The sequence below is a fragment of the Pseudochrobactrum saccharolyticum genome, assembly GCF_008801715.1.
Taxonomy (GTDB): Bacteria; Pseudomonadota; Alphaproteobacteria; order Rhizobiales; family Rhizobiaceae; genus Pseudochrobactrum; species Pseudochrobactrum saccharolyticum.
Window position 1 is genome coordinate 206,956 of sequence record NZ_VZPG01000003.1, and the last position, 16,406, is coordinate 223,361.

The window sequence follows — 16,406 nt, forward strand, 5'->3', positions numbered from 1 at the left end:
TCCCCTCAGTTCCGTCCGCCCGGCGCGGTAATGTCGCGTAGGCCGTCGCCCATGAGATTGATCGCCAGTACGAGCACAAACAGCGCAACACCGGGGATCATCACAAGCCATGGCTCAAACAGCATCATGTCTTTGCCCTCGGAGATCATCAGACCCCAGCTGGCTGTCGGTGGCTGCACACCAAGTCCGAGAAAGGACAGAGCGGCTTCCAGCAAAATGGCATGCGCCATTTCCAGCGTGGCAACGACAATCAGATTGTTCATCAGATTAGGCAGGATTTCGGAGATCAGAATGCGCGGGGTGGATGTGCCGATGGCATAGGATGCCGCTACATATTCCCGTCGCGCGATCTGTAATGTTGATGCGCGCATGACGACCGCATAGCGATCCCACAATAACAGGCCGAGAACGGTGGCAACAACGGTCAGCGATCCGCCAAACAGGGCAACAACGGCCAGTGCTACCAGAACAACCGGCATTGCAAGACGCACATTGATCAGGAATGTCACCACAGCATCAACACGACCGCCGAAATAACCGGCTGCGACGCCCATTGCTGTACCGATAATACCGGAGATCAGAGCGGCCGACAGGCCGATAAATAATGAAACGCGTGCACCGTGCAGCAAACGGGCGAGATAATCGCGACCAAGCTGGTCAGTTCCCAGAACGTGATCGGATTTACCGCCTAAGAATTCCGGCGGCACCATACGGTTCAGCAGATCCTGGGTATAGGGATCATATTTGAGAAGCATCGGAGCAAAGATTGCAACCAGTGCAATTACAGCCACGATGATTGTGCCGATCATGAAACCGCTATGACCGAAAATACGGCGGCGCAAAATCGCAGACGGAGATGGTTCCAGAATTTGTTCTGCGGTCGGTATGGAAGAAAAAGTGGTCATGAGGTCCTCATGCGGGGATCAAGCCAGGCATTCATAATGTCGGCGAGCAGTGTGAAGACGATGTAAAACATGGAGAAAAGCAGGATCAGCGCCTGAACGGTCGGCAGATCATTACGGGTGATCGACTCCCATGCGAGCAGTCCGGCACCCGGCAGAGCGAAGACAGATTCAACCACAATTGAACCGCCGAGCATGAAGCCCATCTGCACGGCTGACAGCGAGACAACAGGGATAATCGCATTGCGCAGCGCATGGGTGAACAGCACCCGCCATTCGGATGAGCCTTTGGCACGGGCGGTACGGATATAATCGGATGAGAGAACTTCCAGCATACCGGCGCGGGTGAGGCGCATAATTGCAGGCATGGCATAATAGCCGAGTACAATGGTCGGCAGGATAAAATGCTGCCATGTCTTGGCACCGGATGCAGGCAGCCAGCCGAGATCAATGGAGAAAACCGAGATCAGCACAAGGGCAAACCAGAAACTCGGCATTGCCTGTCCGGCGACAGAAATAAACAGCGCCAGCTTGTCGGTCAGTGAGTTGGGACGTTTGGCAGCAAGCACGCCAAGGGGTACGGCGACGAGCAGCGCAAATACGATAGCGGTCAGACCAAGGCGCATTGTCACGCCAAGCCGGCTGGAAATGAGATCTGCAACCGGAAGTTTGAAATAATAGCTCTGGCCAAAATTGAAATGTGCGGCATTCCACAGCCAGTCCGCATATTGCAGCAGCATCGGGCGGTCAAAACCGTAAAATTCGCGGATTGTCTGAATGTCCTGCGCACTGGCACCTTCTCCGGCGATGGCAGTCGCAGGGTCGCCGCTCAGGTAAAGCAGACAGAAACTGATAAAAGACACGGTCAGCGCAACCAGTAAGGCAAGGCCGAGCCGCTTGAGGATGAAACCAAGCAAGTTTTGCTCCGTCAAAATCGTTTTAGGATATGAGGGGTGTGGCCGGAGGTGACAGTGCAGAACGCATCAGCTGGGTACTGCGGGATTTCACCTGTTAACGGATTGCCGGCTTATGCGTCATCAAAGCGGAATGATGCAGACGCGATACCGTGCAAACCGGAAATATTCTTCAGCCGTTCATTGCCAAAGCTGAATTAAAAAATATCGGCTACCGGCTTATTTGGCGTGCTGAAAACCACGGCAAAGATTTTTTGATTATTCATTGGCATTCCCCTTTTGTATTGTATTGCAATACTTGTGATCGCATGTTAATATCGAACCATAGTTTTCCCTTCTGCGTCAAGAGTTTTTTGCGACTGGAGTGTGCCCCATTGAGTGAAAGCGAAAGAAATCCTTTAATTATCAGCTCGCTAATAAAAGCGATGACCCTGTTGAAAGCCTTCGGGGAGGGAAATGCTGTTTTAGGTATTTCTGATCTTGTGCGCATAACGGGCATTGAGAAAAGCAGCGTACAACGCATACTCGCCACGCTTTATGCGGAAGGCATGCTGAACCGTGATAATCATAGCCGCCGCTACAGACTATCAAATCAATGGCTGCATATGGCCTATGCCCATTACATTGCAGAGCCGCTGACGTCGCAGGTTATGCCGCGTCTTTTCGCCTTGCAGCAGCAAATCGGGCAATCATTCAATCTGGCAGAAATATGTGACACATCAATTATTTACTCGGTGCGCCTTCCGGTGCAACGTACCAATTTTGAAGGTACATTGGTCGGGCGTACCCATCCGGCGCTGAATACATCGGGTGGCCGTGCCATTCTCTCCACATGGGATGCGGCTGCACGTCAAGACGCTGTAAAAAACTGGCCGGTGACGGAATATACCCCGCGCACAACAGTTGACCGCGGGGAAATTTCAGACCTTGTTGAACAGGCGCGACAGGATGGTTTTGCTGTCTCTGTTGAGGAAATCCTGCTCAATGAAATTGGTATCGCCGCACCGATAAAGTCGTCCAGCGGTAAAGCGCGCGCAGCAATTCACTGTTCTGTTTCGATGGCTGACTGGTCGGTTGATCGTGTCCGCAAAGAAATCGCGCCATTGCTGGTCGATACAGCGCGAACATTTTTTGATCCGCGGGCAGAAGAATAGTCTGCCGCATATTTGAGCTGCATAGCTATATGATGCATATGAAAACGGGGCCGTCAGGCCCCGCTTTCTTATTCAGGAAGGACATCTTCCAGTCCTTTGGTCAGTTCCAGTGCCTGCCGTTCAAACAACCGGCGGTAAATGCCGCCCGGTTTGCGGATAAGCGCATCATGATCGCCTTCCTCAAGGACCTTGCCCTTGTCAAAGACCAGCAATCTGTCCAGTGCACGCACCGTTGAAAGCCGGTGTGCAATGACCAGTGTTGTACGGCCGATCATCAACCGTTCCATTGCCTGCTGGATCAGCACTTCCGATTCTGAGTCGAGGCTGGAAGTTGCCTCATCCAGAATGAGGATCGGTGCATTGGCCAGAAACGCACGGGCAATCGCCACACGTTGACGCTCACCGCCGGAGAGTTTCACACCACGCTCACCAACAAGGGTCGCATAGCCTTTTGGCAGACGGCTGATGAAGTCATGGGCGCTGGCAAGACGTGCTGCTTCCTCAACTTCCGCCTGTGTCGCCCCAGGACGGGCATAGGCGATATTCTCGGCCAGTGTCCGGTGAAACAGGATCGGTTCCTGCTGCACAATGGCGATCTGTGAACGCAGCGATGCCTGCGTGACATGAGCAATATTCTGCCCGTCAATCTTAATGGCACCGCCGCTGACATCATAGAGACGCTGGATCAGCTTGACGAAAGTCGTCTTACCCGAACCGGAATGTCCGACCAGACCAACCCGTTCACCGGCTTCAATCTTCACCGAGAAATCGCGGTAGAGTGCCGCTTCATGATTGCCGTAATGGAAAGTCACCTTGTCAAAGCGGATTTCACCATTGCTGATCTGAATGGCCGGCGCATTCGGCTTGTCGGCAATGCCGTAAGGTTCTGCCTCAATCTGTACCAGTTCCTCCATATCATTTACCGAGCGTTGCAGATTGCGGATATGCATGCCGACATCACGCAAATAACCCTGCAGCATGAAGAACGCTGTCAGAACAAAGGTGATATCACCGGCCGTTGCTTTGCCCTGGCTCCACAAGTAAAGCGCAAAAGCAATGACAACACCGCGCATAATCAGCAGATTAGCCCCCTGAATGAAACCGTTTAGAGTTCCGATCAGCCATGTGCGACGTGTACGGCTGCGCCATTTGGTGACAACTTTTGCAAGTCGTGCATCCTCACGCTTTTCAGCACCAAAGGCTTTCACAACAGCATTGCACGAAATGGCATCGGCCAGCGCGCCGCCCATGCGCGTATCCCAGCTATTAGCCAATGTTGCAGCAGGCGCGACAAAACCGAGCGAAATCACAATCGTGCAGACAATGAACAGCACAGAGCCGATTGCAACCAGTACACCCATGAGCGGCCAGTACCAGGCCAACAGCGCAACCGAACCGACCAGCATCAGCAGCGATGGCAGCAATGCGATAATCAGCGTATCGTTCAGCAGATCCATTGCCCACATTGCACGCGAGACTTTGCGCACAGTCGATCCGGCAAAGGCATTGGCGTGCCAGTCGGTGGAGAAGCGTTGCAGTTTGCGGAACGAACTGGCCGCCATGTCACTCATGATTTTCAGCGTGAAATCGGTGATGACATAGAAGGTCAGCTGACGTGTAATCAGTGCCAGTGCGCCAAGTGCGAGCAGGACGATAAGTGCTTGAACTGCGGCAGACCATGCGCTGTCGCCACCCAGAGAAAGCGCGTCAACCAGCCGTCCGGAATAGAGCGGCGTCAAAACATCTGCGGCTGTTGCAAGCAGCATACCGATTATCATCAGTGTCAGCCGCAGAGGCTGACTTCGCCAGTGGCTGAAAGTGTAGCCGAGGACATTGCGGAAGGCAGGCCCACGGAAATTAATGCGAAACCGGGTCATATGAATCATACCAGACCGCGCAGAGTCGGATTCTGGTTCCTTTAAAAGCATTTCCAGCAAAAGTACGAAGCGGCTCTGCGTCGGACAATGTGTGAAAAAGAAGACAAAACAAACAACAGCTAAGTGTTGCGGCAAAGCGGAAAATTTTAGGAAAGCGCCCTTTCAGGGAGGGCGGACAGGCCTTGGCCTGTAGCACGGGCCAAAGACTTAAAGTCTGGGAGCACCCGCGCGAACACCGGGCACCGACGGAAATGGATAGACACGCATCTCATACCTCTTGCCAGTGTTTCAGATGTTGGCACAATAAATGAGCAATCGGTTTTGCCAAGTGCAAAAATGTATAATTTGTTTCACAAAGTCCTGAGTGTGGCAAAAAAGTTCTGTTTTTGAAATTTTAACAGATTTTGCCTCACACAGACTTCGGAATATTATCAGGCGGCCGGAAATGACCAGTCAGGTTGTAATAAAACTGTCAGGGCTGGCTGAGCAGCATGGAGATGCCCTGACCGACACCCACACACATGGTTGCCAGAGCGTGCTTTGTACCTCGTGCGTGCAGTTCAATAGCAGATGTTAAGGTTAGCCTTGCACCGGACATGCCCAGCGGATGACCAAGCGCAATTGCACCGCCATTCGGATTGACATGCGCTGCATCATCATCCAGCCCGAGCTGGCGCATGCAGGCCAGAGCCTGCGCGGCAAAAGCCTCATTCAGCTCAACCAGACCGATATCGGCCATGGTAAGTCCGTGGCGATGCAGCAGTTTTTGTGTGGCAGGCACAGGGCCGATGCCCATAATGCGCGGTGCAACACCTGCCGTTGCCATGCCGCTGATCCGTGCCAGCGGTGTCAGGCCGTAGCGCTCAACCGCCTGTTTGGAGGCGATAATAACCGCTGCCGCACCGTCATTTACGCTTGAGGCATTGCCTGCGGTGATCGTGCCGCCGCGTCGAAACGGCGTAGCAAGGCTAGCCAGTTTCTCCAGTGAAGTTTCGCGCGGCTGTTCATCCTGAGCAACAATCGTGCTGGTGCCTTTGCGCCCTGCAATTGTGTAAGGGGCAATTTCCTGTGCCAGACGCCCGCTATGCATGGCTGCTGCCGCGCGTTGCTGGCTGCGCAATGCGAATGCATCCTGATCTGCGCGGCTGATATTATAATCAGCGCTGAGATTTTCAGCGGTTTCCGGCATGGATTCACTGCCGTAATTTTTGTCGAGCTGCGGATTGATAAAGCGCCAGCCGATAGTCGTGTCATAGACCACATTCTGCCGTTGAAACGCTGCATCGGCTTTGGGCATCACAAATGGCGCGCGTGACATGCTCTCAACACCACCGGCGATGATAATATCTGCCTCACCGAGTTTAACTGCACGCGCCGCATAGCCCACGGCATCCAGACCGGAGCCGCAAAGACGGTTGAGCGTTGTTGCAGGTACAGTTTCACCGAGACCGGAGAGCAAGACTGCCATCCGTGCGACATTGCGGTTGTCCTCACCAGCCTGATTGGCGCAACCGAACACCACTTCATCAATCATCTCTGCGCTCAAAGACGGGAAACGTGCCAGCGCCTCACGGATAGTATGCGCTGCCATATCATCAGGCCGCACTGCTGAGAGTGCGCCGCCATAACGGCCGATTGGCGTGCGCACACCGCCGATAATATAGGCTTCGCTCATATTAGTGTTCCTTATGATTTTGTGCAGCAAACATTGGCCCGCCTTTATGCGCGGGAAAGCCATAGCCGTTAATCAGCACCAGATCGATATCGCCGCTGCGCGCTGCAATACCCTCACGCAACAATTGTTCACCTTCATTGGCCATTGCCTTTAAAAGCTGACTTATGATTTCATCCGGTGTGAAGGGGCGCGGCGTAATGTTTTTCTCAAACCGTGCCGCTTCGATAATCGCGGTGACATCCGGATCGGCCTGTCGCTTGCCGTCACTATAAATATACCAGCCTCTACCGCTCTTTTGCCCAAAACGGCCTGCCTCGCAGAGGCGGTCGGGAATGTTGCAATAAGGCTCATCAGGGTTGCGCGTTGCCGCCTGACGCTTGCGTTTTGCCCAGGCAATCTCCAGTCCCGCCATATCGCAGACAGCAAACAGCCCCATGGGAAAGCCGTAATGCTCAAGCGCAGCGTCAATCTCATGCGGCCATGCGCCTTGCTCGAGCATGAACTCGGCCTCGCGGCGATAGGCAGAGAAAATCCGGTTGCCGATAAAGCCTTCACAAACGCCGCAGACAATAGCCAGCTTGTTCAGTTTTTTGGCAAGTTCAAGCGTGGTTGTCAGCACATCGGGCGCTGTTTCTGCACAATTGACTACTTCCAGCAGGCGCATAATATGCGCCGGTGAGAAGAAATGCATGCCGATAACCCGCGACGGATTGCTGATCTTAAGTGCTAATTCATCAGGATTGAGATAGCTGGTATTGGTGGCAACAATAGCATCGTCACGCAAAACGCCGGACAGACGGCGAAACAGTTCTGATTTAACCTCAAAATCATCAAACACTGCTTCAATCACCAGATCAGCACCGGCAAGCGCGCTGATATCAGCGCTGACTGTGCAATTTGCTCGCTGCTGTTCTAGCGCCTGTTCACTGAGGCGGCCGGACTGAAACTGCTTGTTCAGCAGTGCTGTGATGCGGGCAAGACCGGCATCTGCCGCTTCCTGTGTCGGCTCATAGCCGATAAGCTGATAGCCAGCGGCAAGGGCCGCAACCGCAATTGCCGAGCCCATCATACCCGTGCCGGCAATGCCGATTGTAGCAACCGGCCGTGGCACGGTTCCGGCAGGCAGATCATGCTTTCCGGCTTCACGTTCGGCGAAAAACACATGCCGCAAGGCTTTAGCTTCATCGCTTTCACGAAGGCGCAGAAATGTGGTGCGTTCTTCGGCCAAAGCTTGTTCGGCAGAGAGTGTTGCCGTCAGTGATACCAGACGCACGGTCTCGGTAGGGGCGAGACGCCCGCGCGCTTTGGCAAGAATTTTTGCCGTTGTCTGTTCAGTGTTTACAGGCTGAACAGACAAAGCCAATGTGCGGCGGGGTTCTTTGCCCGTATGATACTGTGCTGCCTTTTGTGCCGCATAAGTCAGGTTCTCAGCTGTTGTGATTTCATCAATCAGGCCATTCTGCAGCGCTTCCTGTGCGGAAATAGTTTTGCCCGATGCGATCATGTCGATTGCAACATCAAGGCCGGTCAGCCGTGGCAGACGTTGGGTTCCGCCCGCACCCGGCACAAGCCCGAGCTTCACTTCCGGCAGGCCGAATTTGGCTTTCTCAACAGCCAGCCGGTAATGGCAGGCAAGAATAATTTCGCAACCGCCGCCAAGGGCTGCACCGTTAATGGCGGCAATCACCGGCTTAACAGATGCTTCAATCCGTGCTGTCACCTGCGGCAAAGTCGGCTCGCTCGGCGGCAGATCAAACTCTTTGATATCCGCACCGGCAGCAAAGAATTTGCCTGCACCGCGCAGAGTGAGGGCACGGATCACGGCAGATTTCTCTGCCAAATTCAGCGCCTGCATCAACCCTTCGCGGATGGCGGCTGAAATCGCATTCACCGGCGGGTTTGCCAGAGTGAGATGCAATACACCATCCTGCACCACACCGGTAACGGCAGATGAAAAACTGATCGGCTGCTGCGTGTCAGAAGGGTTGTGCATCATATGTCCTGTCTGGATTTTCAGTCGCTTACTCAGGCAATTACTTTAGTCTGGCACAACAGCTGTGGCCTGAATCTCGATCTTGGCACGATCTTCAATCAGCCCTGCCACCTGCATTGCCGCCATCGCCGGAAAATGCTTGCCGATCACATCGCGATAGGCCTGACCAAGGCCGCGCATATTGGCTTTGTATTCCTGCTTGTCGGTGAAATACCAGGTCATGCTGGTGATATGTTCCGGCCCTGCACCATCCACAGCGAGAATGGCGACAATGTTTTTCAGAGTCTGGTGAACCTGCTCGACAAAATCATCGGTTTCAAATTCACATTGTTCATTCCAGCCGATCTGGCCGCCGATAAAGATGGTGCGTCCGCGTGCCGAGATGCCGTTGGAATAGCCGATCGGGGCAACCCAGTTATCCGGCTGTAAAATCTTATGCATGAACTGTCTCCAGATGATTGAGAAGCGCGGCGCGGATATCATCGGGCCATGCGCGGGCTTTATGAGTTGTGCTTGAAGTGGCGACGAGCTTGTGTTTCGCCGTCCATAACAGATCGCCATTGGCGCGCACTTCATGGTCGAGCGACAATGAACTGCCGCCGACCGCAGTGACTTTGAGTGTGAAGTCCAGCTGGTCAGCATGGAAGCCGGGTTTTACAAAAGTCAGATCAAGCCGCACTGTTGGTGTTGCGATCTGCCGGTCATGATTGAGGCTTTTCCAGTCGGCTCCGATTGAGGCGAAGAAGTCCTCCAGAACCCCGATCAGAATATTCAGATAAGACGGAAAATAAGCGATACCTGAAGGATCACAATCGCCGAACCGTAAGGGTCTTGTAGTGTGAAAAACCATGATCCACCCTTTAAGCCGTTTTCAGCAATTCGCGGGCAATAATCAGTTTCTGAACCTCTGTTGCCCCTTCATAAATGCGCAGGCTACGGATTTCCCGATAGAGTTTTTCGGTGATTGCTCCGCTTTGCACACCACGTCCGCCAAACATCTGCAAAGCGCGGTCAATAATCATCTGGGCAGATTCCGTCGCAGCCATTTTCGCCATTGCTGCCTGCTGGGTGGTTGGCAGTTTCTGCACATCGCGACGCCATGCGGCGCGGTAGGTCAGCAGAGTTGCGGCCTCCAGTTCTGTCGCCATGTCGCCAAGTGCTGCCTGTGTCAGTTGCAGATCGCTGAGTGTTGCGCCAAATATCTGCCGGTTACGCGCATGGTTGAGAGCCTCATCCAAGGCACGACGGGCAAAGCCAAGGGCGGCCGCTGCCACGGAAGCGCGGAAAATATCCAGCGTGCGCATGGCAATTTTAAAACCTTCGCCGCCTGCACCCAAACGCCGTGAAGCTGGGATACGGCAATTCTCAAAACGGATTGTAGCGAGCGGATGCGGCGCAATCACTTCAAGCCGCTCGGCAATGGAAAAGCCCGGATCAGTGGCATAGACCACAAAGGCCGAGATGCCGCGTGTGCCCGCAGCCTCACCTGTGCGGGCAAAGACGGTGTAAACATCGGCGATGCCGCCATTGGAAATCCAGGTTTTCTCACCGTTGAGAATATAATCGTCGCCGTCTTGTGCCGCGGCGCATTGCATGGCGGCGACATCGGAACCGGCTTCTTTCTCCGACAACGCAAAGGCCGACAACCACTCGCCGGAAGAGATTTTTGGCAGAATATGCTGCTTTAATGCATCCGATCCGGCAAGGCCGATCGCGCCGGTGCCAAGCCCCTGCATAGCAAAGGCAAAATCCGCCAGCCCGTCATGCCATGCCAGTGTTTCGCGCGCCAGACAGACCGAACGGGAGTCAATCTCGGTCTTGCCGCTGTTGCCGGTGACGCTATCGAGAAGTCCTGCTTGCCCAAGCAGTTTCACCAGCTTGCGGCAGGCGGCATCTGTGTCGTGATGATTAATATTTTTCAAAACACCGGATGCGGCAAATTCCTTGAGCTTTTGAGCGAAGTCGCGCTGTTGCTGCTCAAAAAACGGCAGTTCCAGATGTTCATGAACGGGGGCTTCGCGGCAGGCTGTATCTGACATGGTTCAGTTCCCTTCAAATTCAGGGCGGCGTTTGGCGGCAAAGGCCTCAAATGCACGGCGGAAATCCTGTGTCGCCATGCAGATGGCTTGTGCCTGCGCTTCCGATTCAATCATTTCGTCAATGCCCATTGCCCATTCCTGAGCCAGCATGGTTTTGGTAATGCCATGTGCAAAATAAGGGCCGTCAGCGAGGGTTTTGGCGAGTTTTTGTGCCTCTGCCAGCAGGTTTTCACCATCATGCAGATGGTTGTAGAAACCCCAGTCTTTGCCCTCGGTGGCCGACATGAAACGGCCGGTATAAAGCAGCTCCGCTGCACGACCCTGACCGATAATGCGGGGCAGGATTCCGCAGGCACCCATATCCGCACCGGCAAGACCGACACGGGTAAACAGGAATGCGGTTTTCGCCTCATGGGTTGCAAGACGCAGGTCTGAGGCCATTGCCAGAATGGCACCGGCACCGGCGCAAATACCGTCTACAGCCGCAATCACGGGCTGCGGGCATTTGCGCATGGCTTTCACCACATCACCGGTCATGCGGGTGAAGGCCAAGAGTTCCGGCATCGGCATTTTCGTCAAAGGCTCGATGATCTCGAAAACATCGCCGCCGGAAGAGAAATTACCGCCCGCTCCGGTGACAACCACGGCACGAATATCCGATGCATAGGCCAAATCGCGGAACAGATCACGCAGCTCCGCATAGCTTTCAAAGGTCAGCGGGTTTTTACGATCAGGGCGGTTGAGCGTGAGGGTGGCAACGCGTCCGTCTTCACTCACCTCCCACAGAAAATGCTGTGCCTGATAGTTTTTAAAAGCTTCCAGATGACTGTTCATGCTGATGGTTTGTTCGCTCATCCTGCCAATACCTCGCCACCGGCAATTGCAATTGCCTGTCCGTTGATTGAGGCGGCATCAGGAGATGCCAGCCATAAGACTGTGTGTGCCACTTCCTCCGGTTTAATCAGCCGGTTTTGCGGATTGGCTTTTACAAAATGCGCCAGCGCTTCTTCTTCAGATCGACCGGTTTTTTGCATGATCTGTGCAATGGCCTCGCGGATAATCGGCGTATCGGTAAAACCTGGACACACGGCATTGACGGTAATGCCCTTTGTTGCGAGTTCCAGCGCCAAAGCACGGGTGAGGCCGATAACACCATGTTTTGCGGCGCAATAGGCCGAGACATAGGCATAGCCGGTCAACCCTGCCGTGGACGCGATATTGATAATACGCGCATTTGCGCCATAGGTTTTCAGATCCGGCAGCACAGCCTGCGTCACCTGAAAAACACCGGTCAGATCAACTGCAAGCACCTGCGACCACATCTCAAGATTGGTTTTTTCAAAGGGTGCGGAAGGCGCTTCACCGGCATTATTGACGAGAATACTCACCGGCCCGAAAGCCGCTTGAGCCGCCTGCAAACCTGTGCTGATCGCCTGCGCATTTGTCACATCAAAACCGCTGGCAACAAAACAGGTTTTGCGTCCCGCAGCCTGATCGAGCTCTGCGGCCAGTGCCGCCAGAGGCTCATGCCGCCTGCCGGACAAAGTGACATTGGCACCGGACAAAGCAAAGTCACGGGCAATTGCCGCACCGATACCGCTGCCTGCGCCGGTGATTAAAACATGTCTGCCGTGGAATTTATTATTGCTCATATCCGGTCTCATTCTGGTTATTTCAGTGTGGCAGCCGCAGCGGCTTCACGAGCCAGATTGGTTTCATACTGGGTTTTGCCAGAGTAATATTGCTTCGGCCAAGGCACGGAGGTCAGCCCGATTTTTGCCGCCTCATGCAATACCCAAGCGGGGTCTGCGAGATGCGGGCGGGCCACGGCGCAAAGATCGGCACGTCCTGCGGAGATTACCGAATTGGCGTGATCGGCTTCCGATATCGCACCCACAGCAATTGTCGGGATGCCTATCTCATTGCGGATTTTGTCTGAAAACGGGGTCTGGAACAGACGGCCATAAACTGGTTTTTCATGTTTAACGACCTGTCCCGATGAACAGTCGATGAGATCGGCACCGGCATCTTTAAACATCTGCGCAAAAATCGCTGCATCATCAGGCGTATTGCCACCTTCCGCCCAGTCATGACAGGAGAGGCGCACCGAAATTGGCTTATCCTGCGGCCAGACCGCACGAATGGCCTTGAACACTTCCAGCGGAAAACGCGCACGATTTGCGTGGCTGCCGCCATATTCATCTTCGCGCTGATTGGTCAGCGGCGAGAGGAAGCTGGAGAGCAGATAACCATGCGCGGCATGGAGCTCCAGCCAGTCTGCACCGGTACTTGCGGCAAGCTCAGTCGCGTGCACAAAATCAGCAATTACCCGATCCATATCTTCGCGTGTCATAGGCTTCGGCTTCTGGCTATTGACCAGATAAGGCTCTGCCGAGGCAGAAATCAGCGGCCAGCCGCTCGCTTCATCAACCGGTTGGTCAATGCCTTCCCAAGCGGGTTTGGTGGCACCTTTGCGCCCCGCATGACCCAGCTGAATGGCCACTTTGGCATCGCTGTTCTGATGTACGAAATCGACCAGACGCTTCCAGCCGTCGCGCTGTTCTTCGTTCCACAGTCCCAGACAATTCGGAGTGATACGCGCATCAGGAGAAACGCAGGTCATTTCCGCAAAGATCAGACCGGCACCGCCGAGCGCACGGGAACCGAGATGCACCATATGGAAATCATTGATCAGACCATCGGTTGCCGAATACATAGCCATCGGCGACATGACGATACGGTTCGCCAAGGTCACCCCGCGCAGCTGATAGGGCGTGAACATCGGCGGCACATGGCGTGTGCTGCTGTTGCTCTCTATCGGCAGGCCGGACTTTTTGGCAAACCAGTTTTCATAGCCCTGCAACCAGTTTCTATCGCGCAGACGCAGGTTTTCATGACTGATACGCTGTGAGCGCGTCAGCATGGAATACATGAATTGCTCCGGCTCAAAATGATCCGCATAGCGCCGGCCAACCACCTCAAACCATTCCATCGCATTGCGTGCGGCATTCTGAATGCGCGCTACATCCACACGGCGGATTTCCTCATAGGTTTCGAGCGCTGCAGGAATATGACTTTTGTCATGACCGTACAGGTTAAACTGGTTGGTCAGTTCAATCGCATCATCAATTGCCAGTTTGGTGCCTGAGCCGATGGCAAAATGAGCGGTATGGGCGGCATCGCCCATCAGCACTACATGGGAATTACCATTATAATGGCTCCACTTGCCGCAGATCAGCCGGTTGAAATTCAGCCATGCCGAGCCGCGCAAATGCCGCGCATTGGTCATCAGCGGTGCGCCTTCCAGCACTTCCGAGAAAAGATTTTCGCAGAAAGAGATGGAATCCTGCTGTGACATCTCATCAAGACCATGCGCCTGATAGGCTTCTTCTGTGGTCTCGATAATGAAAGTCGAGGTCTTGTCATCGAATTTGTAAATATGCGCCTGAAACCAGCCGTGATCTGTCTTGCGGAAATCAAAGGTGAAGGCGTCAAAGAGCTTATTGGTGCCAAGCCAAATATAACGGTTTGGCCGCACGATCATATCCGGCTCGAATATATCGGCATAGCGATGACGGATTTTAGAATTCAGCCCGTCAGAGGCGATAATCAGATCAGCATCGGGATGTTGCGTATCTGCATCCACATCGGTTTCAAATATCAGCTCAACGCCTAAATCTTCGCAGCGTTTTTGCAGAATATTCAGCAGTTTTTTGCGGCCGATACCGACAAAGCCATGACCGCTTGTGCGCTGGCGTGTGCCTTTGAACAGCACTTCAATATCGTCCCAATGGTTGAATGCATCCTGAATTTCCGCCGCACTGGTTTCATCCCAGACCTTCATCGCTTCCATCGTCGCATCGGAAAATACAACACCCCAGCCGAATGTGTCATAGGGTTTGTTGCGTTCGACCACGCGGATGTGATGCTCGGGATGGTTCTTTTTCATCAGCAGGGCAAAATACAGTCCGGCCGGACCGCCACCGATACAAACGATACGCATGGTCAAATTCTCCCCTTGAATGCTCTGTTTCCCGCTATAGGGCCACAGTCATTTTTATGATGTGCGGTGGTATCGGGTACCGGCGCACAATTTATTTTATACTTAAAACATATGGATGGAATGGATTTGGTCAAGTGATAAATTTGCATGATGCGCTCAGCCTTGCTTACGCAGCATGAAGCGCTGGATTTTGCCGGTAACGGTTTTCGGCAGCGCGTCGACAAAACGGACAGAGCGGGGATATTTATAAGGCGCGATCAGCTTTTTAACGTGATCCTGCAAGGCTTTGACCGTTTCAGAAGATGGCTGAGCACCGTTGCGAAGCACAATATGCGCCTCAACAATCTGGCCGCGTTCTTCATCATTCACGCCGATGACCGCGCATTCCTGCACATCTGCATGGGCGAGGAGGGCGGCCTCAACTTCGGGGCCAGCGATATTATAACCGGCAGAAATAATCATATCATCTGCACGGGCGGCAAAATGGAAATAGCCGTCAGCATCCTGAAAGAAACTGTCGCCGGTCAGGTTCCAGCCATCGCGCACATAGGCCTTCTGGCGTGTATCCGCGAGGTAGCGGCAGCCGGTCGGGCCGCGCACCGCCAGACGGCCAATTTCCCCGCGCGGCATTTCCTGCATATTTTCATCAACGATTTTGGCCTGATAACCGGTAACGGGTTTTCCTGTGCGGCCAGGTCCGGAATCGCCTAAACGGTTGCTGATAAAAATATGCAACATCTCGGTCGCGCCGATCCCGTCCAGCATCGGTTTGCCGGTCTTCTCTATCCAAGCCTCATAAATCGGGGCGGGCAGGGTTTCACCTGCTGAAACCGCAATGCGCAAGGATGACAGGTCGGCACCTTCATTCATTGCCTGCAACATCACCCGATAGGCTGTCGGAGCTGTAAAGCTGATGGTCGCCTTATAGGTTTCAATCAGCTCGATCATTTTGGGCGGCGTGGCCTGTTCAAGCAATGCCGCGGCTGCTCCGAAACGCAGCGGGAAAATGGCCAGCCCACCCAGACCAAAGGTGAAAGCAAGTGGCGGTGAGCCGACAAAAATATCGTCCGGCTGCACATTCAGCACTTCCCTTGCATAGGTATCGGCAATCAGCAGCAGATCACGGTGAAAATGCATGGTGGCCTTCGGCTCACCGGTAGTACCGGAGGTAAAGCCCAGCAGTGCCACATCATCGCGTCCGGTTTTCACCGCATCAAAACGCACCGGCTTGTTGAGTGCCGCATGGTCAAGTTCCGCATCATGATTGGCGGTGCCGTCAAAACCGATTACTGTTTTAAGAAACGGGCTTTTTGCCGCGCAAATCTGCAAATCTTCCAGCAGTCGCGTATCACACAGCGCCAGCGAGATTTCTGCTTTATTGACGATTTTTGTCAGTTCATCTGGGCGCAACATCGGCATGGAATTGACCACGACCGCACCGGCTTTGGTAGCCGCCAGCCAGCAGGCAACCATGGCCGGATTATTGGCAGAACGGATCAATATGCGATTGCCCGGCTGCACGCCGTAATCTTCAACCAGCACATGGGCAATGCGGTTGCTCCAGTCGGTGAGTTCCTTATAGGTGCGCCGCCGTCCGTTGCCGATCAGAGCTGTGTGGTCGCCGAACCCTTTTTCCACCATGGCATCGGAAAGTTCATAGCCGGCATTGAGCCATTCGGGATAGGTGATGTCGCCGGATGACAGTTCCGGCCAGTCCTCAACCGGAGGCAGGTTATTTCTGGTAAAATGGTCTGTATGCGCCGTTGGTCCAAGCATTTTTTGTTCCCCTGCGAGCTTTTGCCCGCGTCGTTATTTTTTAAAAAATGGCGGCAGATGATGTGTGTTTTTC

Annotated in this window: 13 protein-coding genes; 1 reads left to right on the forward strand and 12 read right to left on the reverse strand. The window is 53.9% G+C overall.

All coding sequences use genetic code 11. The annotated features are described in order from the left end of the window. Positions 1–5 precede the first annotated feature (5 nt). Positions 6–905 carry an ABC transporter permease gene (locus F7P81_RS11115; protein ID WP_022709576.1) on the reverse strand — a complete coding sequence of 300 codons (900 nt, stop codon included), beginning with the start codon at positions 903–905 and terminating at the stop codon, positions 6–8. Continuing rightward, complete coding sequence (locus F7P81_RS11120; protein WP_075656749.1) at positions 902–1,819, reverse strand: ABC transporter permease; 918 nt, start codon at positions 1,817–1,819, stop codon at positions 902–904. Before F7P81_RS11120 ends, F7P81_RS11115 begins: the two co-directional genes overlap by 4 nt. Before the next feature lie 305 nt (positions 1,820–2,124). On the opposite strand from F7P81_RS11120, the gene F7P81_RS11125 reads away from it, so the two are divergent. After that, complete coding sequence (locus F7P81_RS11125; RefSeq protein ID WP_151159558.1) at positions 2,125–2,970, forward strand: IclR family transcriptional regulator; 846 nt, start codon at positions 2,125–2,127, stop codon at positions 2,968–2,970. A 68-nt stretch (positions 2,971–3,038) separates the two neighbouring features. On the opposite strand, the gene F7P81_RS11130 is transcribed toward F7P81_RS11125, so the two are convergent. The 10 genes from F7P81_RS11130 to F7P81_RS11175 all read right to left on the reverse strand — a co-directional run bounded on the left by F7P81_RS11130 (position 3,039) and on the right by F7P81_RS11175 (position 16,333). Continuing rightward, the gene (locus F7P81_RS11130; RefSeq protein WP_183956641.1) at positions 3,039–4,847 is read right to left on the reverse strand and encodes an ABC transporter ATP-binding protein; all 1,809 of its coding nucleotides are present in this window, start codon (positions 4,845–4,847) and stop codon (positions 3,039–3,041) included. A gap of 472 nt (positions 4,848–5,319) precedes the next feature. Beyond that, positions 5,320–6,522, reverse strand: a complete 1,203-nt coding sequence (gene pcaF, locus F7P81_RS11135) for a 3-oxoadipyl-CoA thiolase (protein WP_151159560.1) — start codon at positions 6,520–6,522, stop codon at positions 5,320–5,322. Position 6,523: 1 nt separating this feature from the next. Further along, entirely contained in the window at positions 6,524–8,518 is a 1,995-nt protein-coding gene (locus F7P81_RS11140) for a 3-hydroxyacyl-CoA dehydrogenase NAD-binding domain-containing protein (RefSeq protein WP_246176103.1), read from the reverse strand. A gap of 42 nt (positions 8,519–8,560) precedes the next feature. Continuing rightward, on the reverse strand, positions 8,561–8,956 hold the full coding sequence (locus tag F7P81_RS11145; RefSeq protein WP_022709570.1) for a RidA family protein: 396 nt from the start codon (positions 8,954–8,956) through the stop codon (positions 8,561–8,563). After that, positions 8,949–9,365: an acyl-CoA thioesterase gene (locus tag F7P81_RS11150; RefSeq protein WP_151159561.1), complete on the reverse strand. Its 417-nt coding sequence runs from the start codon at positions 9,363–9,365 to the stop codon at positions 8,949–8,951. Before F7P81_RS11150 ends, F7P81_RS11145 begins: the two co-directional genes overlap by 8 nt. Positions 9,366–9,375: 10 nt before the next feature. Beyond that, entirely contained in the window at positions 9,376–10,554 is a 1,179-nt protein-coding gene (locus tag F7P81_RS11155; RefSeq protein ID WP_151159562.1) for an acyl-CoA dehydrogenase family protein, read from the reverse strand. Between the two features lie 3 nt (positions 10,555–10,557). Beyond that, positions 10,558–11,409 carry an enoyl-CoA hydratase family protein gene (locus F7P81_RS11160; RefSeq protein WP_151159563.1) on the reverse strand — a complete coding sequence of 284 codons (852 nt, stop codon included), beginning with the start codon at positions 11,407–11,409 and terminating at the stop codon, positions 10,558–10,560. Then, positions 11,406–12,206 carry an SDR family NAD(P)-dependent oxidoreductase gene (locus tag F7P81_RS11165; protein WP_151159564.1) on the reverse strand — a complete coding sequence of 267 codons (801 nt, stop codon included), beginning with the start codon at positions 12,204–12,206 and terminating at the stop codon, positions 11,406–11,408. The genes F7P81_RS11160 and F7P81_RS11165 overlap by 4 nt, the downstream gene beginning before the upstream one ends. A gap of 17 nt (positions 12,207–12,223) precedes the next feature. Further along, the gene (locus tag F7P81_RS11170) at positions 12,224–14,557 is read right to left on the reverse strand and encodes a bifunctional salicylyl-CoA 5-hydroxylase/oxidoreductase (RefSeq protein ID WP_151159565.1); all 2,334 of its coding nucleotides are present in this window, start codon (positions 14,555–14,557) and stop codon (positions 12,224–12,226) included. A 156-nt stretch (positions 14,558–14,713) separates the two neighbouring features. Next, a complete protein-coding gene (locus F7P81_RS11175; RefSeq protein WP_116088479.1) occupies positions 14,714–16,333 on the reverse strand; it encodes an AMP-binding protein in 1,620 nt (539 codons plus the stop codon). Positions 16,334–16,406: the final 73 nt, after the last annotated feature.